20 protein-coding genes and 3 pseudogenes are annotated in these 23,145 nt (G+C 60.9%); 6 read left to right on the forward strand and 17 right to left on the reverse strand.

What is annotated here, in order from left to right; all coding sequences use genetic code 11:
• Nucleotides 1-251 precede the first annotated feature (251 nt).
• Nucleotides 252-884, reverse strand: a complete 633-nt coding sequence (locus AC07W4_RS23315) for a Vgb family protein (protein WP_495034141.1) — start codon at nt 882-884, stop codon at nt 252-254.
• 35 nt (nt 885-919) lie between these two features.
• Nucleotides 920-2,140 carry a helix-turn-helix domain-containing protein gene (locus AC07W4_RS23320; protein ID WP_495034142.1) on the reverse strand — a complete coding sequence of 407 codons (1,221 nt, stop codon included), beginning with the start codon at nt 2,138-2,140 and terminating at the stop codon, nt 920-922.
• 84 nt (nt 2,141-2,224) lie between these two features.
• On the opposite strand from AC07W4_RS23320, the gene AC07W4_RS23325 reads away from it, so the two are divergent.
• Complete coding sequence (locus AC07W4_RS23325; RefSeq protein WP_495034143.1) at nt 2,225-2,983, forward strand: DUF899 domain-containing protein; 759 nt, start codon at nt 2,225-2,227, stop codon at nt 2,981-2,983.
• A gap of 12 nt (nt 2,984-2,995) precedes the next feature.
• Here the strand turns inward: AC07W4_RS23325 and AC07W4_RS23330 are convergent, their stop codons facing one another.
• From AC07W4_RS23330 to AC07W4_RS23340, 3 genes are all read right to left on the reverse strand, one after another.
• Nucleotides 2,996-3,292, reverse strand: a complete 297-nt coding sequence (locus AC07W4_RS23330; RefSeq protein WP_495034144.1) for a hypothetical protein — start codon at nt 3,290-3,292, stop codon at nt 2,996-2,998.
• A 33-nt stretch (nt 3,293-3,325) separates the two neighbouring features.
• Nucleotides 3,326-3,859, reverse strand: a complete 534-nt coding sequence (locus tag AC07W4_RS23335) for a molybdopterin-dependent oxidoreductase (RefSeq protein ID WP_495034145.1) — start codon at nt 3,857-3,859, stop codon at nt 3,326-3,328.
• A gap of 78 nt (nt 3,860-3,937) precedes the next feature.
• Complete coding sequence (locus AC07W4_RS23340) at nt 3,938-5,302, reverse strand: OprD family porin (protein ID WP_495034146.1); 1,365 nt, start codon at nt 5,300-5,302, stop codon at nt 3,938-3,940.
• Nucleotides 5,303-6,023: 721 nt separating this feature from the next.
• On the opposite strand from AC07W4_RS23340, the gene AC07W4_RS23345 reads away from it, so the two are divergent.
• The 3 genes from AC07W4_RS23345 to AC07W4_RS23355 all read left to right on the forward strand — a co-directional run bounded on the left by AC07W4_RS23345 (nt 6,024) and on the right by AC07W4_RS23355 (nt 8,917).
• Complete coding sequence (locus AC07W4_RS23345; protein ID WP_495034147.1) at nt 6,024-6,449, forward strand: N-acetyltransferase; 426 nt, start codon at nt 6,024-6,026, stop codon at nt 6,447-6,449.
• A gap of 263 nt (nt 6,450-6,712) precedes the next feature.
• Complete coding sequence (gene alr / locus AC07W4_RS23350) at nt 6,713-7,942, forward strand: alanine racemase (RefSeq protein WP_495034148.1); 1,230 nt, start codon at nt 6,713-6,715, stop codon at nt 7,940-7,942.
• Nucleotides 7,943-8,596: 654 nt separating this feature from the next.
• On the forward strand, nt 8,597-8,917 hold the full coding sequence (locus AC07W4_RS23355) for a DUF2790 domain-containing protein (protein ID WP_495034149.1): 321 nt from the start codon (nt 8,597-8,599) through the stop codon (nt 8,915-8,917).
• A 144-nt stretch (nt 8,918-9,061) separates the two neighbouring features.
• On the opposite strand, the gene AC07W4_RS23360 is transcribed toward AC07W4_RS23355, so the two are convergent.
• Nucleotides 9,062-10,144 carry a sterol desaturase family protein gene (locus tag AC07W4_RS23360; protein ID WP_495034150.1) on the reverse strand — a complete coding sequence of 361 codons (1,083 nt, stop codon included), beginning with the start codon at nt 10,142-10,144 and terminating at the stop codon, nt 9,062-9,064.
• A gap of 77 nt (nt 10,145-10,221) precedes the next feature.
• Nucleotides 10,222-10,884 carry a hypothetical protein gene (locus tag AC07W4_RS23365; protein ID WP_495034151.1) on the reverse strand — a complete coding sequence of 221 codons (663 nt, stop codon included), beginning with the start codon at nt 10,882-10,884 and terminating at the stop codon, nt 10,222-10,224.
• Nucleotides 10,885-11,035: 151 nt separating this feature from the next.
• Between AC07W4_RS23365 and AC07W4_RS23370 the strand changes: the two genes are divergently transcribed.
• Together AC07W4_RS23370 and AC07W4_RS23375 are read left to right on the forward strand one after the other, a co-directional pair.
• A complete protein-coding gene (locus AC07W4_RS23370; RefSeq protein WP_495034152.1) occupies nt 11,036-11,407 on the forward strand; it encodes a DUF3302 domain-containing protein in 372 nt (123 codons plus the stop codon).
• Nucleotides 11,408-11,410: 3 nt separating this feature from the next.
• Nucleotides 11,411-12,370 (forward strand): HlyD family secretion protein, encoded by a 960-nt coding sequence (locus tag AC07W4_RS23375; protein ID WP_495034153.1) that lies wholly within the window; start codon nt 11,411-11,413, stop codon nt 12,368-12,370.
• 22 nt (nt 12,371-12,392) lie between these two features.
• On the opposite strand, the pseudogene AC07W4_RS23380 reads toward AC07W4_RS23375, so the two are convergent.
• The 10 genes and pseudogenes from AC07W4_RS23380 to AC07W4_RS23425 all read right to left on the reverse strand — a co-directional run.
• Nucleotides 12,393-12,929: pseudogene (locus tag AC07W4_RS23380) on the reverse strand (methyl-accepting chemotaxis protein); the annotation flags it as partial.
• A 324-nt stretch (nt 12,930-13,253) separates the two neighbouring features.
• A pseudogene (locus AC07W4_RS23385) lies at nt 13,254-14,381 on the reverse strand (PDC sensor domain-containing protein); the annotation flags it as partial.
• A gap of 525 nt (nt 14,382-14,906) precedes the next feature.
• Nucleotides 14,907-15,974 carry a GGDEF domain-containing protein gene (locus AC07W4_RS23390; protein WP_495034154.1) on the reverse strand — a complete coding sequence of 356 codons (1,068 nt, stop codon included), beginning with the start codon at nt 15,972-15,974 and terminating at the stop codon, nt 14,907-14,909.
• 122 nt (nt 15,975-16,096) lie between these two features.
• Nucleotides 16,097-17,512 carry a purine-cytosine permease family protein gene (locus AC07W4_RS23395; RefSeq protein ID WP_008049652.1) on the reverse strand — a complete coding sequence of 472 codons (1,416 nt, stop codon included), beginning with the start codon at nt 17,510-17,512 and terminating at the stop codon, nt 16,097-16,099.
• Nucleotides 17,513-18,019: 507 nt separating this feature from the next.
• A pseudogene (locus tag AC07W4_RS23400) lies at nt 18,020-18,103 on the reverse strand (hypothetical protein); the annotation flags it as partial.
• 227 nt (nt 18,104-18,330) lie between these two features.
• Nucleotides 18,331-19,371, reverse strand: coding sequence for an ABC transporter substrate-binding protein (locus AC07W4_RS23405; RefSeq protein ID WP_495034155.1), 1,041 nt, complete (start codon nt 19,369-19,371; stop codon nt 18,331-18,333).
• A 35-nt stretch (nt 19,372-19,406) separates the two neighbouring features.
• A complete protein-coding gene (gene argE / locus AC07W4_RS23410; RefSeq protein WP_495034156.1) occupies nt 19,407-20,576 on the reverse strand; it encodes an acetylornithine deacetylase in 1,170 nt (389 codons plus the stop codon).
• Nucleotides 20,569-21,243: a DUF1028 domain-containing protein gene (locus AC07W4_RS23415; RefSeq protein WP_495034157.1), complete on the reverse strand. Its 675-nt coding sequence runs from the start codon at nt 21,241-21,243 to the stop codon at nt 20,569-20,571. The genes argE and AC07W4_RS23415 overlap by 8 nt, the downstream gene beginning before the upstream one ends.
• A 10-nt stretch (nt 21,244-21,253) precedes the next feature.
• Nucleotides 21,254-21,664 (reverse strand): RidA family protein, encoded by a 411-nt coding sequence (locus AC07W4_RS23420; protein WP_495034158.1) that lies wholly within the window; start codon nt 21,662-21,664, stop codon nt 21,254-21,256.
• On the reverse strand, nt 21,664-23,025 hold the full coding sequence (locus AC07W4_RS23425) for a flavin-containing monooxygenase (RefSeq protein ID WP_495034159.1): 1,362 nt from the start codon (nt 23,023-23,025) through the stop codon (nt 21,664-21,666). Before AC07W4_RS23425 ends, AC07W4_RS23420 begins: the two co-directional genes overlap by 1 nt.
• Nucleotides 23,026-23,145: the final 120 nt, after the last annotated feature.

The following is a 23,145-nucleotide window of genomic DNA, read 5'->3' on the forward strand; positions in this document are numbered from 1 at the left end:
CCAGCGAAGGGGCCGGCACTTTCAACATCAATGTCGTCTGACACGCCGCCTTCGCGGGCAAGCCCGCTCCCACAGGGTAAATGGGTGTACGCCGATTTCGTGGCCGACACAGATCAAAGGTGGGAGCTGGCTTGCCAGCGAAGGGGCCGGCACTTTCAACATCAATGTCGTCTGACACACCGCCTTCGTCGGAACGCCGCCCGGAGCAAGCCCGCTCCCACAGGGTAAGTGGGTGTACACAGATCCGTGCATCACGAAGGCCGACGCACCACCCTCACCTTGCCGCTATTGCCGCCACCGCAGAACAACCGCTCGCCGCCATCGGACTCCAGCCCCGACACGCCCACGCCTTCCGGCATCTTGAGGCTCTCCAATACTTCACCGGTTTGCGAGTCGATGCGCCGCAGTTCACTCTCGTCGCCCTCCCAGGTGCCATGCCACAGTGAACCTTGCACCCAGGTCACGCCGGTGACGAAACGGTTGGATTCGATGGTGCGCAGGATCTTGCCGGTCTCGGGGTCGATCTGATGGATCTTGCGTTCGCGGTACTGGCCCACCCACAACGTCCCTTCGGCCCAGGTCAGCCCCGAATCGGTACCGGCGCCGGGGGCAGGAATCGTCGAGAGGATGCGGCCGCTGCGGGGGTCGATCTTGTGGATGCGGTCTTCGGCGATCTGGAACAGGTGCTCCCCGTCAAACGCGGTGCCCGCATGGGCAGCGACATCGATCGAGCTCAGCACCTTGCCACTCTCCGGGTCCAGGGCGTTGATTTTGCTGTTGCTGGCGAACCAGACCTTTTCGCCGTCCCAGGTGACGCCGCACACATGGTCGACATCGGCAAACGGGCCATATTCACGAATGATTTCAGCAGTTGCGTTTTTCATCTGGCATTCCTCGATGGGGGTTGGTGGCGTTCATCCTAGCCACCGGGCAGCGGTGCCGGGAGTAACAAGGTCGTCGCGAATCCCGGCACCGGTGGCGTCATCCAGCGCCGTGCACGGCCACGGCCAAACCACTGCACCTTGCCCTGCTCCGCCAGTGTATCGAGCGCCCGTTGCACCGTGCGCTGGCTGGTACCCAGCGCCAGTGCCAGGGCGGAACTCGACCACGACTCGCCATCGGCGAGGCAGGCAAATACCGCGGCAAATTTTTCCTCGACCGGTTGCGCCAGCGCCACCACGTGCGTACACACCGACGATTGCAGGGCATAACCGCGGGTCGTCGCGATGACGTCGGCCAACGGCTTGAGTGCCTTGCGCAGCCTGCCGATTTCCACACGAAGCCGGGCGCGATGGGACTCATCCGAGAGCTTCAGACGAAATGCCCGGGCGATCAGCACTTCCCGCGCAACGTCGGCGGGCCAGGCCTCGGCCAAGGCACGGGCGAGCACGAACAGGATCGGCCGCGTCGCCAGCGGCACCGACATGCCACAACCGTGCACAACGTACCGGCAGGCATCCACCACCAGTGACGTTGAACAGAACAACGCTTCAACGTCATCGAGCAACAGCGGCCGTACTTCACCCTGGGCAATCAGGCGCGCGGCGGGGGCATCCAGCAGATACGCAGCGTGCCGGACCTCAGCGATGAGCGCGGCAATCCCTGTTTGACCAGCTGCCTGCCCGGCCCTGTTCAACGCCTCCCGCGCCGCGTGCGCTTGCACACGGCGAATGGCGATCCCCGCCAACACCAGTTCATGGGTTGCCCGCAAGGCCGGCGGCAATGGGTCGGGGTCGAGTTCGGCCAATAACTGCTGCGCCTCGTCGAGCTGTCCGATCAACAGCAAACGGCGGATTTGCAGATAACGCGCATGGGCGGCATTGACCCGATCACCGTGGTGTTCAAGGGTGACCCGCGCCGTTTCGAGCGCCTTGACCGGCCACCCGAGCTCCCGCGAAGCCAGGGCGATTTCCGCCTCGGCCACCACACAGCGTGACCGGGCCAGCACTTCCCTGGGTGCAAAGGCCCGTTGCGCACGCTTGACCAGCGCCCTGGCCCGCACCAGATCGCCCAGTTGCGCCATGGCGATACCGCGCAGGGCCAACGCCGGTGCATCGTCGCGCAAGGCCACACGATCCAGTGCACCCAGCGGATTGCCCGCCGCCAGCGCCTGCGCGGCTGCCGTGATCATCGAGTCCATCGAAATCCCGCCACGCTTGTCACTCCCATCATTCGATACCCGGGTTTAGTCTAAATCACGACCTTTCACCAGGAGCGTACAACGATGAACACGCACAAAACCACGACCCGGGAACAATGGCTGGCGGCACGTTTGCAACTGCTCGAAGCGGAAAAGGCCCTGACCCGACGCAGCGATGAAGTGGCCAGGCAACGCCAGGCATTGCCATGGGTTCGCCTCGACAAGACGTACCGCTTCGATACCGACAACGGCAGCGCCACCCTGGCCGAACTCTTTCAAGGGCGCTCGCAACTGCTGGTCTACCACTTCATGTTCGGCCCCGACTACACAGCCGGCTGCCCGTCCTGCTCCGCCATCGCCGATGGCTTCGACCCCATCGTCATCCACCTGGCGAACCACAACGTGACCCTGATGGCGATATCCCGCGCGCCGTTGGCGAAACTGCAGGCCTACAAGCGCCGAATGGGCTGGACCTTCCCCTGGGCCTCGGCCGCCGACAGCGATTTCACTGCCGACTTCAATGTCTACTTCACCGAAGCCCAGCAGCGTGAAGGCTTGGTCGAATACAACTACCAGCGCGGCGGCCATGCCATGGACGCCAGTGAAATACCGGAACCGGTGAAACAGTTCGCCGCGACCTGTGGCACCGATGCGCCGACCTATACCCGCGACCGGCCAGGGTTGAGCACGTTCGTATTGGAGGACCGCGAGATCTATCACACCTACTCCACCTACGCGCGAGGCCTGGATGGATTGTGGAGCATGTACCAATGGCTCGACCGCGCGCCCAAGGGCCGCAATGAAACGGGACCCTGGTGGCGTCGGCATGATGAATACCAGTGAGCGCCAGCGGTATCACTGACCGCCGATGAAGACATCCGCCAGTTTGTCCACCAGTGCAGGTTTGGTCTGCGAGACCCAGCGCCGGGTCGCCCATTCCTGCCATTCCTCGGCACGGTCCAGGGTGTAGCGCGGTACAAAGTCGCCGACGAACCGACCGAGGTTGTGCAGCGTGACGTCATGGCCGGCGTTGGTCATCTGCTCCAGCAGATCCCTCAGGGCCACTTCGAATTCCGGTGGCCACTGTTCGCCGGCCAACACCTGCTCGACCGTAGAATGTCGATCAAAGCCAAGCGAATTGCACACTGGCATTGGCATATTCCTCGGTAGGCGTTGTGGATGGAGTCAGCCAAAAATGCTGCACAGCTCAATGCTGCGCAGCCACTTCACTTGACGAGCCCCGGAATGACGATCGCTTCCCGAGACCAATGAAAGGTGTTCGCCGAGCTCCGTCTGCTGGTGGGAATGTTGTCGGTACACCACCAGTACCGCATCGCCCACGTCGGTATTGATCAGTTCGTTCCAACTGAACAACGCGACATAGCCGTCACTGGCACGCGCCACCACGTAGGCGCGTTTCCAGCCTTTGGGATCGTCGCTCTTCAACCCGGCCTTGAGGACAATTTCCCGCAGCAGCACCCCGCGATAGCCCTTTTTCTGTGCTTTCTGCGCATTGCCCTCGCAGGTATTGCTGGTCAGTCTCACCCAGTCGTAACCCGGCATGGCATGCAGGTCGGCCACACTCAGGCACAGCGGGTTCTGCACTTGCCCGACCACTTCCAGTGTCTGCTCAGCCACATTGATGACCGGGCGTGACAACAACACGGGGTCGGCGCTGGGGCGAACAAGGCTTTGCACAGTCGAAAAAATAGAACGCATGGCGATGCTCCTGTCGGGGTTGACCAATCACCTGACGGTCCTGGGCTGCCCACCGGCAAGCCAGGACCGGGACCGTGCTTAAAGCAGCGGCAGGCTATAGCTGAGGATCAGGCGGTTTTCATCCAGGTCGCTGCTGGCATTGCCACGCAAGCTGGCGTTACGCCAGGAAATGCCCACCCCCTTGAGTGGACCGCTTTGCAGCGCGTAATCGATGCGCAGGTCGCGCTCCCACTCTTTGCGGTCACCGGCGGCGGAGTCGATATTGTCGCCGCTCAAATAAGTGACCACTGTCTTGAGCCCCGGCACGCCAAGCGCCACGAAGTCATACCCGTATTCGGCCAGCCAGGTGCGCTCGCCGGCACTGAGGAACTTGCCGATCTGCCGGTCGGTGATCAGGTACGCAGTGGCGCCGTCACCCTGATTGACGAACGGGAACGCGCTGTCGCCAGAGACTTGCTGGTAGCCGGCGCTGAAGGCATGGCCACTCAGGCTGTAGGTGAACAGGGCACTCCAGGTGTTGTTGTCCACCTCACCCGCGTGGGCGTCCCCCGCTTTCCAGAAACCGCTGCTTTTGTAGCCCTGGGCCCGCCCGGCCGCGTTGCCGTTCTTGCCATCGGCGCTGCTGTTGAAATAGCGCAGGTCAGTCTTCAGCGCGCCGGGACCGATGGCCAGGGTGTGGATGAGGCCGAGGAAGTGCTGTCGGTAGAAATCTTCGAGGCTGCCGTAGTAGTACTGGGCGGTCAGGTCCTTGGTGATCTTGTAGTCGCCGCCGGCAAAGACGAAGTTGTCCGAGTCGGCCAGCGCGGTGCTGGCCGGAGTACCGGCGGGACGCGTCGCACCGCCGATGCGCAGATCGATATCGTCGGTGGAGCTGCGGGTCTTGGTGCTTTGCAGTTGGCCGGCGGTAAGGGTCAGGCCGTCGATTTCGCTTGAGGTGATCTGCCCGCCTTCGAAGGTTTGCGGCAGCAGACGACCGTCGTTGAAGTTGATCACCGGCAGCTTGGGCTGCAGGGTACCCAGGCGTGCTTCGGTCCTGGAAATGCGCACTTTGCCGGTCACGCCGCCCTTGGAATACTCATCGACCGCATGGCCGTCGCTGTCCGTGGGAAACAGCGCCCCCGGCGTGCGCTCGATACCGGCCTTGCCCACGCGACCGCCGCTGTCGAGCTTCAGCCCTGTCATGGCGATAGCGTCCAGGCCAAAGCCGACGGTGCCCTGGGTGAATCCGGAGAACACGTTGAGTTGCAGCCCTTGCCCCCACTCCTTGGCTTGGCTGGTGTAGGCGGCATTGCCCACCTTGCCCTGGCTTTCCCGGTTGTCCGAATTGAAATAGAAATTGCGCAGGTTCAGCGAGGCCTTGCTGTCTTCGATAAAACCGGCGGCGATGGCCTGATGGGTCAAGCCACCCAGGGTGATGGCCAGGGCCAGGGGTTGCAGCTTCATTGTGTTTACTCCGGTGCGGATCTCTTGTTTTTTTGGTGTCCAGGGTCCTGATCCCCCTCGTGACCTGACGTTTTCGCCAATCGCTATATATTTTTGTATATAGCGATTGGCGAAATTTACCGCCTGCAGGTCTGCAAGCGCCGTCAGTGCGACGTGATTGAGGCTGGGAAAAGATCGAAACAGGTCTGGCGGCCTGCATCTTTCTAGAAGCTGACTTTGAAGTCAATAAATTTAACAAAAGTGATTGGCGCGTTTGATCACGCCTGCCGTAGGCGTTCAGCAGAAAGTAAAACAGAGTCACCAGAATATAAAATGCGGTGGTTGGATGATTTGAGCCAATTGAAGCGCCACCGTCGATGCCTGGTCGGCACTGGCGATGTTCGTGAAGCCAAGCTGGCGCAGTGGTCGTTGGCTGGTTACGCATAGGACGCCTGGCCCAGGCTTGATCAGCCGATAGTGGCGTGCTGAGCAAAAAAACCTTCAGTGCGACCATGACCATCAACGGAGTCGGCAGGCCGTACGGGGCGATACTCATGCCAGCGGCCCAAACAGACTGTCAGCGTCCAGAGCAAACCGATGCTGGCGTTGGCAGTCACAGTTCCAGCCCCATGTATTGCTGTTTGATCAGAATCAGTGCCAGGTAGATCTGCAAGCGGAGGACCGTTGCGCGGAGCACGCATATGGCACAATGTTTTCTTCCTGACTCAATCGTTGAGACCTCATGATCCGCGACTTTCGAAACGTTGACCTGGAGCCCGTATTGGACATTTGGCTACGAGCGTCAATCCAGGCGCATCACTTCATAGCCCCCGAATTCTGGCATAGCCAGCTTGATGCCATGCGTGAGGTCTACCTGCCCGGCGCCATGTCCCGAGTGTTTGAGGCTGACGGGACGGTAGCAGGGTTCTGCTCTGTATATGGAGACACACTTGCGGCGCTATTCGTATCGCCTGAACGTCAGAGGGACGGTATAGGTACGCAGCTTCTCGCGGACGCCATGGCATCCAAGTCAACTCTACGGCTGACTGTGTATTCGGCGAATGCGCCTGCTATCCATTTCTATGAGAAGCAGGGTTTTGTAGTTCTCAATGAACAACTGGACGCGCACACTGGCCACCTTGAGAAGGTGATGCGCTGGGTCGCATGATCGGACTCATGTAGCTACAGGCGAAAGGAAAACCACAGGTCGCGCTCGCTTCAGCCCAAGCGTCTGCCCAACTGATCTTGTGTCGTTAAGAGGGCGACGCGATCCCCGACTTGCACATTGCAGACACCGGCACCCACAACGGCCGCGAACATATTCCTTACATGTTTTTACATCTTAGAACGCGGCGTACAACGGCAACTTACATCGCCTTCCAATAATCGGCATCGGAATAATAAAAAGACCGATTACATGGAGAGTTTCAGATGCCCTTTACTCGTACTGTTCTAGCGTTGTCCCTCGGCCTGTTTTTTTTGCAGAGCCAGGCCCAGGCGGCGCCGCCGCTGTCGCTCACTAACGGCAACTCCGAGCTGACTGCGCAAATCAGTAATGCCTGGATTGAAATCAACAAGACCGCGTTAGAGCACAATATCCGTACCCTGCAAGCGGAGCTGGCCGGCAAGTCGAAACTCTGTGCGGTACTGAAAGCCGACGCTTATGGTCATGGTATCGGGTTGGTGATGCCTTCGGTGATCGCGCTCGGTGTACCCTGTGTGGCGGTCGCCAGTAACGAAGAGGCGCGAGTGGTTCGCGAAAGCGGCTTTAAAGGCCAGTTGATCCGTGTTCGCACCGCTTCCCTGGGGGAGCTGGAAAATGCTCTGCAGTACAACATCGAGGAACTGGTGGGCAACCTCGATTTCGCCCGCCAGGCGGCCGATCTTGCACATAAGCACGGTCGCAAACTGCAGGTGCACATCGGCCTCAACTCAAGCGGCATGAGCCGTAACGGCGTGGAAATGGCGACCGAACAGGGCAAGAAAGACGCCGTGGCAATCACAAAGGTACCGAATCTGGAAGTGGTCGCAATCATGACCCACTTCGCGGTGGAGGATAAGGACGACGTACGCAAGGGCCTGGCAACCTTCAACGAACAAGCGGCCTGGCTGATGGACGTGGCCCAGCTCGATCGCAAGAAAATCACCCTGCACGCGGCCAACTCCTTCGCCACCCTGGAAGTACCCGAATCGCGCCTGGACATGGTGCGCACGGGCGGCGCGTTGTTTGGCGATACCGTCATTTCGCGCACTGAATATCGGCGCGTGATGCAATTCAAGTCGCATGTGGCCTCGGTCAATGACTATCCCGCTGGAAACACAGTGGGTTACGACCGCACCTTCACCCTGACACGTGATTCGAAACTTGCCAACATCACGGTCGGTTACTCCGATGGGTATCGCCGCGTGTTCACCAATAAAGGCGTGGTATTGATCAATGGTCATCGCGTACCGGTGGTGGGCAAGGTTTCGATGAACACCGTGATGGTCGATGTCTCGGATGCACCCGACGTCAAGGCAGGTGATGAAGTAGTGCTATTTGGCAAGCAAGGCGCAAACGAAGTCAGCCAGGCTGAAGTCGAAGAGATCAATGGTGCGCTTCTGGCCGACCTCTACACCGTCTGGGGCAGTGCCAACCCGAAAATACTGGTCGAGAAGTAATCCCGCCACCATTGTAAATTACCGGGCACGCTCATTCGTGCACAGTTTTGCCAAGCGCGGAAAAGCTCAAATGTATGGCAGGGACCGACAGGAGAGAGGTCGCATTCTCTTGTCGGAAGGTGACCATTATGTTTTTTTCCGCGCTGACTCAATGTATCGCCGGTGACGGCGCAGTTGCCTGAGATATTCACTACTGCGTCATGGCGTTTGATCACGCCTGCCCTCGGCGTTCAGAAGCGAAAGCGCACCTTATCTATCATGCAAATGCTTTTTCAAGAACGACCGCGACACCCTTTGTAGCAGCTGCCGAGCCCGCGAGGCTGCGTTCGGCTGCGAAGCAGTCGTGAGTCCAGCTGACGCAGCCTGCCTGACGTACCGCAATGACTGAATTTACGACTGCTTCGCAGCCGAACGCAGCCTCGCAGGCTCGGCAGCTGCTACAGATCGCATTACCGCTTAACTGACCGGCACTAGCCAAAGCCCCCTCTATTCATGATCAATCCGGCAACAGTGTTTATCCCGCCGACCGATATTTGCACCCTTGCCAAACGCCTACCATCGGTTCTACCCAAGTGAGTAAAGCCAAACAGGCGCTATTCACTCACGCGGGAAAAAAGGCTCAAGGGATAACGCTTTAACCACGAGGTGAAGATCATGAAACTGTTGAACATCGCACTCTTGCTTGCGCTTGGCAGCGCCGGCACCCAGGCCTTTGCAGACGACAGCCACTCGACTGCCGCCACCAGCCAACCGCCGGTTGAAACCTACACATACGGCACCAGGCTTGATATCAAGCGCGTCATCGAAGTATCGGAAATCGCCAACGAATGCGGACCGGTTCCGGCGCACATGACCTATGAAGATTCCCGGGGCCAACGCCGCACCGTTGAGTATCAAGTGATGGGCACCAGTTGCTCGAACTGTTTTGTTACCTATGTGGGTGAGTCATACCGCGACGAGCAGCAACGGATGTAATCACGCCGGCGGAATCGTCGCCAGCACACCGATAAGAATGGTCAACAGCAGAAAACCGCCGAGAAAAATCGTCATCTTGGCCATGGGGCCTCCCACACTATGAATTGGCGGTACAGCGGCGCCGAGGGCTACCGTACCGGGGATTTATTGTGGGCTGGCGGCTGTATCCGTTACAGAGGCAGATTGCGCTGAAAAATACGGATCAGATCCGCTTTGAGGCTGTGCTTTCCGGGGTTTTCCAGGGAAGAATTTGCGGGCGACATCCACGAAAGGCGTGACGATCAGCCCCCGCAGCGTCAGGTAACGCTCGTGATCGTTCTCACCGGTGCCGAAGTGAATGGACTCGGGTGTGGACCGGGTGACGTAGAGCGTGCCGAACATCCAGTCCCACAGTGACAGATTGATGCCGAAGTTCTTGTTGAAGTGTCGCGGTGCATCGCTGTGATGAATCTGGTGTTGCGCCGGGCTGCTCAGTACCCGTTCCAGCACCGGTCCGAAGGACAACCAGACGTGGCTGTGACGCAGGTTGGCCGCCAGGGCATTGAAGATGAACACCATGTAGGTCACGCCGAACAAGGTATAGCGGCTGATCTCCCCGCCGCAGACATACCAGAAGCCACCGGCAAACGCGCCGACGCAGATGATGTCCGTGAGCTTTTCGACCACTTCTTCCAGAAAGTGCACGCGACTGGCCGTCGCCGGTACCAGCACGGGTGCCGAATGATGGACCTTGTGAAAGGCCCACAGATACCGCGAATGAAAAGCGCGATGGCCCCAGTAATGGCTGAAATCCTTGACCAGAAATACGCCCAGCCCATAGAGCAGGGTCAGCGCCAGGTGCTCCTCCACTTGCGTACGCGCGCCCCACAGGTGGGTGAAGAATGCGATGTAGTCCGCTGAACGCAAGACGTACGGATCCACCAGGGCGACGATGGGTAGCACCAGGGCAACCTTGAGGATGGCGAGTACGAAGTAGTAGCGATAGTCGAGCAGCGCCGAGCGATGCAGGTACACCCGGCGGCCGCCGATGAACTGCCCGAATGAGCGCGCGTCGGTCAGGCCCCTGGATTTTCGGTGGCGGAACAGGCAATAGGCGACGCCGTAAGACATGCAGAGAAAGGCTAGACCGAGTCTGCCGTTGAAGTCGAAAATGCCCAGGAACTGCCGGGTGACCGGCTCGATCACCCATTGGGATAAATAAAGATGGATTGCGGCAAGAACATCCATACCGGGCTGCCCGACGTAAATGGAAGGGCAATAGTAAATGAGAATGAGTCTTTAGTGTGCTGAATTATGACCGGTTGTCAGCCACCGAGTGCAATGATCGCAAGGATCAGCACACCTCCCGTGGCGGCCATGATCACCCCACCCTGCCATTGCGTGGCGCCAGCGTATCTGGCGAGCATCCAGCCTGCGAGGAACAGCACCACGAGCCCGATCAGGTTGGACAGGCGAATGGCGAGTGCCGTCTGATCGAGCAGTATGAACGGCACCACCAGCGGAAATGTCGAGCCCACGACCAACAGGAAAACGCCGAGGGCGCCCCTGAAGTCGCTCCAGCCCAGGCCGGCCCTGATCGGCAAGGAGGGCTGATCGAGCAGCCGACGGCGCAACAACTCCAGCCCCTCGCTGCCGGCCGCCGTCGCCAATTGCAACGGCAACACCTGCGCAACGAGCGCCTGACCGGCCGCGGCGTCCGTGCCGTTGCGCAAGGCCATGTACAGCTTGATCCTGCGCGTGCGCTCGACCAGTGCGCGCAACAGGTACATGACCGCATCGGCCAGTCCCCAGGCGAGATTGCAGCCGAGTGCGGCAATCATCATCGTGCGTTCGGCTGCCTGGTCCGCCGTGGCCACGCTGATGGTGCCGGTGAACGTCATGGCCATCAGCAGGCCGAAGATCACCTCGGTAATGCGCTCGACAGGGTCAAGTACAGGCGCCCTCTCGAATTGACCATTGGTTGGCATGAATTCACCTCGTCGCAGTGTGCTTGCACGGTATCGGTCGATGCTTGGGCCAGGCACCGGTTGTTCCGGCTGGATATCCGCATCCCTGTCAAGTGTAGATTGAACGGCTACACTCATCCGCACACGTTACCTGCTTCAAGAGGAGTGGTTCATGCTTGATTACTTCGCCCTGGGCCTGCTGGTCTTTGTCGGGCTTGTTCTGTTTTACGGGATCATCCTGCTCCACGACATTCCCTATGAAATTGCCGTCCACCGCAACCACCCTCACCAGGATGCGATCCACGCCACCGGCTGGGTCAGCCTCTTCACCCTGCACGCGCTGTGGCCGTTCCTGTGGATCTGGGCGATGGCCTATCGAGAGGACCGGGGCTGGGGTTTCAGTGACGGACACTCACCAAAGAGCCATGTGGTTCACCTCGAACAACAGGTCGCCGAACTGCAAGGCCGGATCGAGCGCCTCGAGGCAGCGACCGGTACTGCACAGAGCAGGCTGCCAACGAACAATCTCGGCGAGGGCCTTTGATCCATGGATCTTTTACTCGTTCTGACGTATGCGGCAATCTGCGTAGCCATCTTCAAGATCTTCCGCATTCCATTGAACAAATGGACAGTGCCCACGGCGGTGCTGGGCGGGATCGTGATTGTCGGCGCGATGATTTTCACGATGAACTACAACCACCCCTACTCCGAGGTGGCGCGTTCCTATTTCGTATCGGTTCCGGTGATTCCGGTGGTCAGCGGCCAGGTGATCGATGTACCGGTAAAGACCAACCAGCCCCTGGAAAAAGGCGATGTGCTGTTTCGCATCGACCCGGCGCCGTTCGAATACCGGCTCAAATCCCTCAAGGCTCAGCTGATTGCCGCCCAGGCCGATCGCGCGCGGATCACCGAGCTGATCAAGCGTAATTTCAGCACCCAACGGGAACTGGACATGGTGGTCGCGCGCAGTGACGACCTCAAGGCACAACTGGACAGCGCGCAGTACGAACTCGACAACACCACGGTCCGTGCGCCGAGCAAAGGCTTCGTCACCCACGTTTCGCTGCGCCCGGGCATGATGGCGACCAAGTTGCCGCTGCGCCCTTCGATGGTCTTCATTCCCGCCGAAGGGCACTACTTCTCCGCGTGGATGCGCCAGAACAGCCTGTTGCGCCTGACCGAAGGCGACGAGGCGGAAGTCGCTTTCGACGGCATTCCCGGCAAGGTGTTCGAAGGCAAGGTGAAAACCGTCGTGTCGGTCATCGCCGAAGGCCAGATCCAGCCATCGGGCACGCTGATCGGTTTCACCGGTTCACCACCGGCCGGCCGGGTCCCGGTGATCATTGAAATCACCGATCCCGACTATGCCCAGTATGCCAACCAGATGCCCGGTGGGGCCTATGGCCAGGCCGCGTTATACAGCCAGCATTTCCATCACATCGCGATGATGCGCAAAATCCTTCTGCGCATGGCTGCATGGATGAACTACATCTTCCCGTTCCACTGATCGAGAAGTGACGGCAACCGGCTCAATCCTTGAATTGGGTCAGTTGCCGGTTCAGCGAACCGGCCTGGTCGCGCAGTTGCAACGACTGATCGAGCAGGCTGCGGATCGCGTGATCGTTCTGCTCGGAAATCCGACTCACACCCTGTATCGCGACGGACAATTGCTCCCCCGTCGCGGCCTGGCTCTGGGTCTGGCGCGCCACTTCGCTGATGCGCGTCAGAATGTCCTGGGCATGCTGGCGGATCTGGTCGACACCCTGCGCCGACGTGGTCAGTTGCACGACACCCTGACGCACCGCCTCACCGACCTGCTGCACGTTGGCGACGGTGTTGCGCACGTCCGAACCGATGGCGCCGATCATCTCGCCGATTTCCCCGGTTGAACGGCTGGTGCGCTCGGCCAGTTGCCGCACTTCATCGGCCACCACCGCAAACCCGCGACCCTGCTCTCCTGCCCGCGCCGCTTCAATCGCCGCGTTGAGCGCCAGCAAATTGGTCTGGTCGGCAATGCTGCGGATCACCGCGATGATGCCGGCGATCTGCTGCGAACGTTTTTCCAAATCGCCCACGGCGCCAGCCACCACATCCATGGTCTGGTCGATGTGGGTGATGCCGGCGAGCGTCTGGCTCATGTCCCCGGAGATATGCGTGGTCAGCATTTCGGTATTGCGCGCCAGCTGCTCCACGTCCTCGGCCTGCTGGGACATTTCCGTCACCGAGTGCGCCAGCGCCGTGACGCCGCTGGCCATTTCCTCGGTGGCCGTGTGTTGCGAGGTGGCGCGCTCGGCCACCGCCTGGGTGGTGTCGCCCAGGTGCGTGGAGATCTGCATCAGCGTCGCGCTGCTGTGGCGGATCGACCCCACCAGGTCCCCCAGGCGCTGGATGAACTGGTTGAAGGCCCCGGCCAGCTTGCCGGTTTCATCGCCGCTGCGTTGTTCGAAACGCAGGCCTAGTTCGCCGCCCCAGGCCTGGATACCGACCGTCAGGCCCGACAGCGGACGGATCTGCCATGCCAGCAAATGCCAGAGCACAATGGCCAGCGCCAGCAGCGCCACCAGGCCGATGACCACCGCGGTATAGAGGAAGTGATTGATGCCGGCCATGGCTTCGGCCAGTGGATAGGCCACCATCAATGCCCAACTGTTCGGAGCCTTTCCGATGCGCACCGGTTGCAGCACATAGCCCCAGCCATCGCGCTCGAAATGATAGGGCTGGCCGGCCTTGATGGCACTTTTGGCTTCAGCCGGCAAATCATCGGCCGGTTGTGCCAGGCGCTTGGCATCGGGATGGCTGGCGTACAGCCCGTCGCTGGAGACCAGCGCACCGTAGCCTTTATAGGCATCGATTTTCGCCAACTGCCGGTTGATGTTTTCCAGCGGAATATCGACACCGGCCACACCCAGCGCTTTGCCACCCTGCAACAGTGGCGCCATGATCGATACCAGCATCACTTTCTGGCCGTTGCCCGTGCTGTACACGTAGGGCTCGGTCGCCCATGACTGGCGGGTGTGCAGCGGCCGGTAGTAGTACTGGTTATCGGCATTCTCCGGGGCGTACCCGCTCAGCGGCTCGGACTTCACCGTGCCGTTCGCGCGATTCCAGTACGTCAGGTAACGGCCCGTGGCGTCGTGGTTCGGCTGGTTGACGAAGTCACTGTCCTTGCCGTCGAACGCGTTGGCTTCCCAGTATTGCCCCAGGCCCAACAGGTTCGGATTGGCCTCGAGCAACTGGCGCGTCATGGCATCGGCGGCCCGGCGCTCGACGTGCTGTTGCTGCATCGCCGTGGCGACACTGGCCAGCGACTCGGCCACGGTAAAGCCGGCCCCCAGTTCAACTTCGACTTCCTTGGCATTGGCCTTGACGATGGTCTCGACCAGCGCAGAGGTTTCCTTTAGCGACGTGCCATAAGCGATCCAGGCAATGGAACCCAGGAGCAGCGCCATGACGACCACTGTTCCAGTCAGGGCCGTCCAGAACAACTTGAAGTGTAAAGAGCGGTTTGGCATGCACATTCTCTATTGGGCAAGGCGTCAGCCAGAGCGCCCAACGATGTGAATGCAGCTCCGCTGACCAAGGTGTGATATTGTTATGCCACTATATAGAGACGCACCGTCACAGTGCAATGCAATTGACCGTTCGTCTGCCACTGGAATGCGTCAGGGAAAACAGGTCTCGGCAGGACCGCAGGAGAGGAAGAAGGTCAAACCGTGGCTTGCACCCTCGCGAAGCTTGAAGTATCGGGCATGGTACCAAGGGGTTAAGCAGCGAATGAGCCACCACCACAGGGCGAAGAAAAAGTCCAAGTTAATGAACAAGCTGTTTGACGGTGTGCCAGGCGAGACGCAAGTTTGGTGATAAAGGCCCAGTCAGGTGGGTGTAATAACCTATGTGTGGGGATGTAGGAGCGAGCTTGCTCGCGATAAACCCGAGAGCGCCGCAGGGTACCCGCCAACCCGCGTTATCGTTGACGACCATCGCGACCGATGCCGCTCTGCTTGTAGCCACTCCACGGTGCGCAAGGTCTACTTCATCCTCGGTTAACCGGCCGCGACAGGTACGTCTGGCTGCTGACGTACCAGGTTGCGCCCGTTGCGCTTGGCCTGGTACAGCGCGTCATCAGCGCGGGTCAACAGGCTTTCCAGTGTGTCGCCAGGTTGTGCATGGGCCACGCCGAACGACGCGGTAATGGTGTCCAGCACCGTGTCGGTGCCCCGGGCCTTGACCCGCAGCGACTGGATTTTCAGGCGCAGACGCTCGGCAAAAGCGCCCGCGGTGGCCAGGTCCTGGCAGTCCTTGAGCACCACGCAGAACTCCTCGCCGCCGTAACGCGCCGCGAACGCTTCGCCGGACAGCGAATCGCGCAACACCCGGGCGACATGCTGAAGCACGCGGTCGCCCAAGGGATGGCCGTACTGATCGTTGAATTGCTTGAAGTGGTCGATATCCAGCATCACCAGCGCCACGCCGGTCGCCGCGTTACTCATCGCCTGTTCAAGCTGGCGGTTGAAGGTGCTGCGGTTGAGCAATTCGGTCAGGCCATCGAGGGTCGCGGCCAGTTGGGCGCGTTCGAGTTTGTCCCGCAGGCTTTTGATTTCATGCTGCGCCGACTGCAACTGGGCGAGGAAGTGCTCCTGCTGCCCCTGCATCAGCCGGGTACTCTGTTGCAGCTGGACCAGGATGCTCGGCAAGCGCTCGTCGGCGGGCTCTTCGAGCATTTGCAGGTATTGGCCGAGGCTGGCCTGGAAGTTCTGGTTGCCCTTCACGCTGCGCGACACATCGCGCTCCATGTCGTCGACCAGGTTGATTGCGTCCTGCTGCCCGGAGCGGGCGTCCGCCAGTTCATCGCGGATTATGTACTCGCGAAACAGCTTGGCCGCCGACTCCGGTGGGAAAGAGTCGAAATCGTTGACCACCCGGTCCAGGTGCCGATTGAGCTCCGGCTCCTGGCCCTTGCTGTAGGTGTACCAGAGCGCGTAGTGCACCGGGTTGGGCGGAATGTTGTGACGAACCATCAGCGGCACTGCCTGCTTGAGCAATGCCGCGGCCTCGCGGGAGTCTTCCGGATACAGCGCTAGAACAGTCGCTCGCGTGTCTGATTGGCTCATGGTTTCACTGTGATTGTTATCATTGGCGTTTGGCAAACCTGCTGAGCATAGCGATACACCCGGCAAACGACCATCCCGAATTACACAATCATTTCAACCCGCCACGCCGGTTCCAGCGTCCTTTATAGGTTGCCCGACATCAGACCCGCCACGTTCTGCCGGCGACGATAAGCGGTATCGCGGTTCGCCAGCCAGTAGTACAGCGGCGTCGTGACGATCAAGCCCACCAGCCACGACAGATCCGCGCCATCGATATGCACCGCCACGGGGCCGGTGTAGATCGGCGTGTTCATGAACGGAATCTGCACCACGATGCCGATGGCGTAGGCCAGCAGCGCCTGCGGGTTGAAGCGGCCATAGATGCCGCCGTCGACGCGGAAGATCGAGGCGATGTCGTAGTCACCCTTGTGGATCGCGTAGAAGTCGATGAGGTTGATCGCGGTCCACGGCACCAGCACCACCAGCAACGCCAGCACCAGGTCGACGAAATGCCCGATGAAATCCGCCGAGGCGCCGATGGCCGCCACGCAGCAACCGGCGAGGATGATCAGCGACAGCACCGCCCGGCTTTGCGCGGTCGGAATCCAGCGGTGGGCGAAGGTTTGCAGCAAGGTGATCACCGAGAGCACGGCGCCGTAAAGGTTCAGGGCGTTATGGCTGATCACGCTGAGCAGGAACAGCACCAGCATCAACGGGCCAATGGCACCGGTGGCGAGTTTCACCGCGTCCATGGTGTCCATGCCCACTGGCGTGGCCAGCACGGCGACCGCGCCGAACACGAAGGACAGGATCGAGCCCAGCGACGAACCCAGGTAGGTCGCCCAGAAGGTCGAGCTGACCTTGACGTCCTTGGGCAGGTAGCGCGAGTAATCGGATACGTAAGGCGCGAACGCGATCTGCCACAGCGCTGCCAGCGACACCGTGGCCAGCCAGCCGGAGATGTTGAAACTGCCGCGGGTCAGGAAGTCATCGGTCTGTACGTGGGTCAGGATGTAGCCGAAGCCCAGCACGATGCCCAGGCCCAGCACCCAGGTGCCGATGCGATTGAGCACGTGGATGAAGCGGTAGCCAATGATGCCGATGATCCCCGAACCGAGGCCGCCGAGGACGATGCCCACCGACACCGGCACACTCTCGACCACGCCATGCAGCGACTTGCCGGCCAGGACGATGTTGGAGGCGAAGAAGCCGATGTACATCACGCCGGCAATCACCACCACCAGCAATGCACCCAGGGAACCGAACTGCGCGCGACTCTGGATCATCTGCGGGATGCCCATCTGCGGGCCTTGCGCCGAGTGCAGCGCCATCAGCACACCACCGACCAGGTGGCCGACGATGATCGCGACAATGCCCCAGACCAGGTTCAGGTGGAACAACTGCACGCCAAGCGCGCCGGTGACGATGGGCAACGGCGCGATATTGCCGCCGAACCACAGGGTGAACAGATCTTTGACCTTTCCGTGGCGATCCTCAGGAGGGACGTACCCGATCGTGTGTTTCTCGATGAGCGGGGCGGATGAAGCGGTGGTGGACATGACGAACTCCAAGGCAAGGATGAGTACGTGTTCGTACTTCGGTGTGCGCAGACGGGACGGCGCATTTCTTGTTGGAGCCGATCATGGACAAAGAGCGCGGGGAGGAAAATTAGTTAATTTGTGCCTTTAAACCTTAAAAAAGATTGCGCAGTAATGGCCAATTATCAGCAGGAAAAACCAATAAAAATCCGAACGACGAAATCCCTGTGGGAGCGGCGGTGCGGCGATCCGACTTGCCCGCGAAGACGGCGGCACATCCAGCATCCATGTGGCTGACAAACCGCTTTCGCGAGCAAGCCCGCTCCCACAGGGTCCTGCGTTTTAGCTGACTACCATCACCACTGCGCAAACCCGGCAAAGCTTGAACCCGAGGTATCGCACTGCTTTTTGTGGGAGCGGGCTTGCTCGCGAAGAGGCCGGCACAAGCAACATTAATGTTGACTGGCCCGCCGCCTTCGCGGGCAAGCCCGCTCCCACAGGGATTTGCGTCTTCACACGGTTGCTGGGTTAGCGCACAGCCCAGGCATTGAAGCGCTGTTCAAGCTCTTCGCCATGGTCGACCCAGAACTCCGCATCAACCGCCCGGGCACCGTAAAAACAAAAACAAAAACAAAGCACAACACACCGCCACCCTTTCCCGACATTCGAGAGGGTAAACGGCAAATTTTTGGCCAATGAAGATTCCTGTGGGAGCGGGCTTGCCCGCGAAGAGGCCGGCACAAGCAACATTAATGTTGACTGGCCCACCGCCTTCGCGGGCAAGTCGGATCGCCGCACCGCCGCTCCCACAGGGTTTTGTGTCGCTACACGATTGTGTATCAGCGCGCAGCCCAGGCATTGAAGCGCTGTTCAAGCTCTTCGCCATGGTCGACCCAGAACTCCGCGTCCACGGCCCGGGCGCCGGCCAGGTTGGCCTCGGCGGTCGGAAGTTGCTCCTGCACGTCCTTGGGCAGCAGCGGCAGGGTCTGGCGATGCACCGGCCCGTAGGGGATGTTTTCCGAGAAGACTTTTTGCGTCTGCGGCTGGCTGGCAAACGCGATGAAGTTTTCCGCCAGTGCCTTGTTCGGTGTGCCTTTGACCACTGCCCAGTATTCCGGGTCGTACAGGCTTTGCGGCCAGACGATACTCAGCTTCATGCCCTCCTTCTGCGCCGAGGCAATCCGGCCGTTGTAGGCGGCGCTCATCACCACATCCCCGGCCACCAGCCATTGCGCCGGTTGCGCGCCCGCCTCCCACCACTGGATGTTCGACTTGATCTGGTCGAGCTTGGCAAAGGCCCGCGTCACGCCTTGCGGGGTTTTCAAGACCTTGTACACGTCGTCCGCCTTGACACCGTCGGCGAGCAACGCGATTTCCAGGGTGTACTTGGCACTCTTGCGCAGGCCGCGCTTGCCCGGGAAGTCCGCGACGTTCCAGAAGTCCGCCCAGGACTGCGGCGCCTTGGCCTGTTTGCTCTGGTCGTAGGCCATGACCATCGACCAGACGTAAGTGGCCACCCCGCACTCGGTCAACGCACCGGGCACAAAGTTTGCCGAATCACCGAAGCGCCCGGCGTCGAGCTTCTCGAACAGACCCTCCTCGCAGCCGCGCAACAACTCGGGGCTTTCGACTTCCACCACGTCCCAGCTGGTGTGGCCGGCCGAGACCATGGCCTTGATCTTCGACAACTCGCCGTTGTACTCACCGGCGATGATGTTGCCCGCGCCGCTGGCGTTGAACGGCTGGAAATAGGCCTTATCCTGGGCCTGTTTGGTAGCACCACCGAAAGAAATCACGGTGAGGTCCTGGGGGGCCGCCCACACACTGGCACTCAACAACGCCAGGGCAAACGGAACACTGCAACGCAAGGATCTGGACATGGATCGCTTCCTCGGGGCTGGTCGGCCCGTTGTTGTTATGGGTGTTCGGATTCACTCAAGTAAGCCGCCAGGCGATCCATCAGGCGGTCACAGGCCGCCATCTGATCGACGCTGACAAATTCATCGGGCTTGTGCCCCTGGTCCATGCTGCCGGGACCGCAGACCACGGTCGCAATCCCGGTCTGATTGAACAGCCCGCCTTCGGTGCCAAAGGCCACGGTGCCGAAATCATCGCTGCCGCACAGCTCGGCAATCAGCCGGGCGGCGGCGCTGTCGGCGGGTGTCGCCAGGCCCGGATAGGCCGAGATTTTTTCAAAGCGGATCGCGGTATCGGTGTCCACGGCCTGCATGGCCGGCAGCAACGTCTGCTCGGCGTAGTCCTGCAGCTCATCGACGACCACTTGCGGGGCGAAGTCGGGCAAGGCGCGGATCTCGAAATCGAAACGGCAGTCCGCCGGCACGATGTTCAGCGCCGTACCGCCCTTGATCACCCCGACCTGCACGGTCGAGAACGCCGGATCGAAGCGCTTGTCGTGCAATGGCGGCCGGGCCAGGGTGGCGCCGATGTCGCCCAGCCGACCGATCAGGCGCGCGGCCTGCTCGATGGCATTGACCCCATAAGGCGCGTAGGCCGAGTGACAGGCCGCACCGCGCACATGGCAACGCATCGCCAGCTTGCCCTTGTGGCCGAGCACCGGCTTGAGTTCGGTCGGCTCGCCGATCAAGCACAACGCCGGCGCCGCAATACGTTGAGGCAACACTTCCAGCAAACCGCGCACGCCGAGGCAACCGACCTCTTCGTCATAGGAAAACGCCAAATGCACCGGGCGCTTCAAAGGGCTGGCGAGAAACACCGGCACGGCGGCCAGCACCGAGGCCAGATAGCCTTTCATGTCCGCGGTGCCGCGCCCATACAGCTTGCCGCCCGCCTCGCTCAGGCTGAACGGCTCGACCGTCCAGGCCTGGCCGTCCACCGGCACCACGTCGGTGTGCCCGGACAGCACGATGCCGCCGGCCACGCTCGGGCCGACCGTGGCCAACAGATTGGCCTTGGTCCGCTCGGCGTTGTAGATCAGTTCGCACGCCACGCCCAGTCCGTGCAGGTAGTCACGCACGAACTCGATCAGCTCAAGGTTCGAATCGCGGCTGACCGTGGCGAACCCGATCAACCGCGCGAGCATGGCGCGGCTGCGCAACTCACTCATCACCGGGCACTCCATAGGCGGGGGCCAGGGTCGGATTGAGGGCGCGGGTCAGGTAGTCCTGCAATTGCGGCTCGTAGGCCGACCACAGTTTGCCCAGCTCGCCGATCGGGTTTTCATCGGCCCAATCCACCCGCAGGTCGACAATCGGCCAGGTCAGGTCACCGACCACCGACAGTGCCGCCGAGTGCACCGCGCCGGCTTCGCCACCGACATCCTGCCCGGCCTGCAAGGCGTTCATCAGGCGGGTGGCGAGGCAGCCTTCGCTGTTTTCGAAGGCCGCGACCATCGCCTCGATCACCCCACTGTTGGCCAGCAGATTGCCGGCCGCCACGCATTGGTCACCGGCCACAGCGTTATTGATGCCCAGGGCATGGTTGCCGCTGAACACCGCCGTACGCCCGTGGGCATCCACGACCGCCACCTGCCGATACTGGCTGTAGCCATTGCGGGTCAATGAGTGGTCCAGCGCCTGGGGAGGCGCCGAGCCGCCTGCCAGTTCATCGAGGATCTGCGGGCCGAGGGCCGGCAGCGTGATGTTCTGGCTCGACACCGCGCCGACCCCGGCACGCAGCCAGGGGCAGCGCGCACCGACGGCGATGCTCGAAGAACTGATGGCAATGCCCAGCTGGCCGGTCTCGGCGCAGCGACCCACGATGGAAAAAGTCATGGCGAATTCCTTATTCAGGGATAACGGCAATCACGTCGATTTCCATCAACCACTGCGGCTGGCCGAGGGCACTGACCACAAGGCCGGTGGAAATCGGGAACACCCCCTTGAGCCACTTGCCGACTTCCTGGTACACCGGCTCGCGATAGCGCGGGTCGATCAGGTAGGTGGTGGCCTTGACGATATGGCTCAGGTCGCTGCCCGCCTCTTCAAGCAATTGCTTGACGTTGCGCATGGCCTGTTCGGCCTGGGCGCGCGGATCACCGAGGCCCACCAGTTGGCCGTTGAAATCGGTGCCGACCTGGCCACGCACATACACGGTGTTGCCGGCGCGCACGGCCTGGCACAAATCGTTGTCCAGCGTCTGGTTCGGGTAGGTGTCTTTGGTGTTGAACATGCGGATGCGGGTATGAGTAGGCATTAACGAACTCCCATGAGGCTGGCTTTCTGAACAGGTACGCGGGCGGCGTCGGCTTGACGCTGGGTCGCATCCCGATAGTTGAAATAGGTGTGCTGTTTAACGATGTGATCGGCGATGTGCTTGGCGTCGTGCCAAACGCCCCAGATGAACGCGGAGCCACGACGGGACTGCCACGGCAAACCAACGAAATACACCCCCGGCTCGGCCGACACGCCGCGCTGGTGCTGGGGTTTGCCGTTTTCCTTGAAGGCATCGACCTTCAGCCAGCTGTAGTCGGTGGAGTAACCGGTGGCCCAGATGATCGTGGTGACGCCGGCCTTGAGCAGGTCCAGTTCCAGGATTGGATTTGTCACGCAATCCGGGTCCGCCAGCATGGCCCGGGCTTCGGGTTCCAGCGGCAGGTCCAGGCCGTTGCGCTCGATATAGGCGTCGGCCTTGTCGAGCAGCGCGAGGTAGTTTTCATCGCCACGTTTAATGTTGTCGGCGAGGTTGTCTTCAAAACTCACCACAGCGCCGTTGAACGCCTGGGTCAGGCCGACCAGGGTCATGCCCTGATGTGCCAGGCGGCGGAAGTCCACGGTGTGGCCGCCACGGGCACCGCTCACGGCGATGGTCACGTGCTCCTTGCCCGGTTGCATGGCCTCGGCATCCCACTCGCCCAGCACCCCCAGCCACCAGCAGAAATCACGATTGCGATAGGCACGGGGTGGACGATCGTGGGCGCCCACCGACAGGTAGACCTGCTTGCCGGAACGTTGCAGTTCATCGGCGATCTGCACACCTGAGGAACCGGCGCCCACCACCAGCACCGCGCCTTCGGCCAGTTGCTGCGGGTTGTAGTACTGGGCGGAGTGAATCTGGGTGATGCCGGCGATTTCGGGGGCAATCGGTGGAATGGCCGGACGCTGGAACGGACCGGTGGCGACCACCACATGCCGGGCCTCGATCACGCCATCAGAGGTTTCAACAGTGAAACCCGGACGGTCGGCATTACGCTCCACCTTCTTGACTTCAACACCGGTGCGGATCGGCGCGTTGAACTTGCGGGCGTAGGCTTCGAAGTACTCGGCCACCTGCTCTTTGCCGGCGAAGGCGTCCGGGTCCAGGCCGTCGAATTCCAGCCCCGGGAAACGGTCGTGCCAGGCCGGACCGTTGGCTACCAGCGAATCCCAGCGACCGGTGCGCCAGGCTTCGGCGATACGATTGCGCTCCACAACGAGGTGAGGCACACCGAGTTTGCTCAGGTGTTCACTCATGGCCACGCCGGCCTGGCCGGCGCCAACAACAAGCGTATCAATTTCGGTTTTATCAACTGTCATGGCTGTGCACTTCTGAAAGGTGGTTTGATTCAGGTCGGTCATGGCTGCCGCCTCGATTCTGATCACTGTTGTTCTTCTGCTGCGGCTATCGGTATCAGGGTGTTGGCCGCATTCTGTTCGGAGCCGGGAAATAGCGAAATTATGTTTTTTGTGGTTGCTGGC

It is taken from the genome of Pseudomonas sp. GW821-FHT02A08 (genome assembly GCF_059422045.1).

Coding starts and splice junctions, on each gene's coding strand:
- AC07W4_RS23335 (WP_495034145.1), bottom strand. CDS start 3,859: ATGCGTTCTATTTTTTCGACTGTGCAAAGCCTTGTTCGCCCCAGCGCC.
- AC07W4_RS23395 (WP_008049652.1), bottom strand. CDS start 17,512: ATGTCCACCACCGCTTCATCCGCCCCGCTCATCGAGAAACACACGATC.
- AC07W4_RS23425 (WP_495034159.1), bottom strand. CDS start 23,025: ATGACCGACCTGAATCAAACCACCTTTCAGAAGTGCACAGCCATGACA.
- AC07W4_RS23365 (WP_495034151.1), bottom strand. CDS start 10,884: ATGCCAACCAATGGTCAATTCGAGAGGGCGCCTGTACTTGACCCTGTC.
- argE (WP_495034156.1), bottom strand. CDS start 20,576: ATGAGTGAGTTGCGCAGCCGCGCCATGCTCGCGCGGTTGATCGGGTTC.
- AC07W4_RS23315 (WP_495034141.1), bottom strand. CDS start 884: ATGAAAAACGCAACTGCTGAAATCATTCGTGAATATGGCCCGTTTGCC.
- AC07W4_RS23360 (WP_495034150.1), bottom strand. CDS start 10,144: ATGGATGTTCTTGCCGCAATCCATCTTTATTTATCCCAATGGGTGATC.
- AC07W4_RS23340 (WP_495034146.1), bottom strand. CDS start 5,302: ATGAAGCTGCAACCCCTGGCCCTGGCCATCACCCTGGGTGGCTTGACC.
- AC07W4_RS23390 (WP_495034154.1), bottom strand. CDS start 15,974: ATGAGCCAATCAGACACGCGAGCGACTGTTCTAGCGCTGTATCCGGAA.
- AC07W4_RS23420 (WP_495034158.1), bottom strand. CDS start 21,664: ATGCCTACTCATACCCGCATCCGCATGTTCAACACCAAAGACACCTAC.
- AC07W4_RS23330 (WP_495034144.1), bottom strand. CDS start 3,292: ATGCCAGTGTGCAATTCGCTTGGCTTTGATCGACATTCTACGGTCGAG.
- AC07W4_RS23355 (WP_495034149.1), top strand. CDS start 8,597: ATGAAACTGTTGAACATCGCACTCTTGCTTGCGCTTGGCAGCGCCGGC.
- AC07W4_RS23320 (WP_495034142.1), bottom strand. CDS start 2,140: ATGGACTCGATGATCACGGCAGCCGCGCAGGCGCTGGCGGCGGGCAAT.
- alr (WP_495034148.1), top strand. CDS start 6,713: ATGCCCTTTACTCGTACTGTTCTAGCGTTGTCCCTCGGCCTGTTTTTT.
- AC07W4_RS23325 (WP_495034143.1), top strand. CDS start 2,225: ATGAACACGCACAAAACCACGACCCGGGAACAATGGCTGGCGGCACGT.
- AC07W4_RS23345 (WP_495034147.1), top strand. CDS start 6,024: ATGATCCGCGACTTTCGAAACGTTGACCTGGAGCCCGTATTGGACATT.
- AC07W4_RS23370 (WP_495034152.1), top strand. CDS start 11,036: ATGCTTGATTACTTCGCCCTGGGCCTGCTGGTCTTTGTCGGGCTTGTT.
- AC07W4_RS23405 (WP_495034155.1), bottom strand. CDS start 19,371: ATGTCCAGATCCTTGCGTTGCAGTGTTCCGTTTGCCCTGGCGTTGTTG.
- AC07W4_RS23415 (WP_495034157.1), bottom strand. CDS start 21,243: ATGACTTTTTCCATCGTGGGTCGCTGCGCCGAGACCGGCCAGCTGGGC.
- AC07W4_RS23375 (WP_495034153.1), top strand. CDS start 11,411: ATGGATCTTTTACTCGTTCTGACGTATGCGGCAATCTGCGTAGCCATC.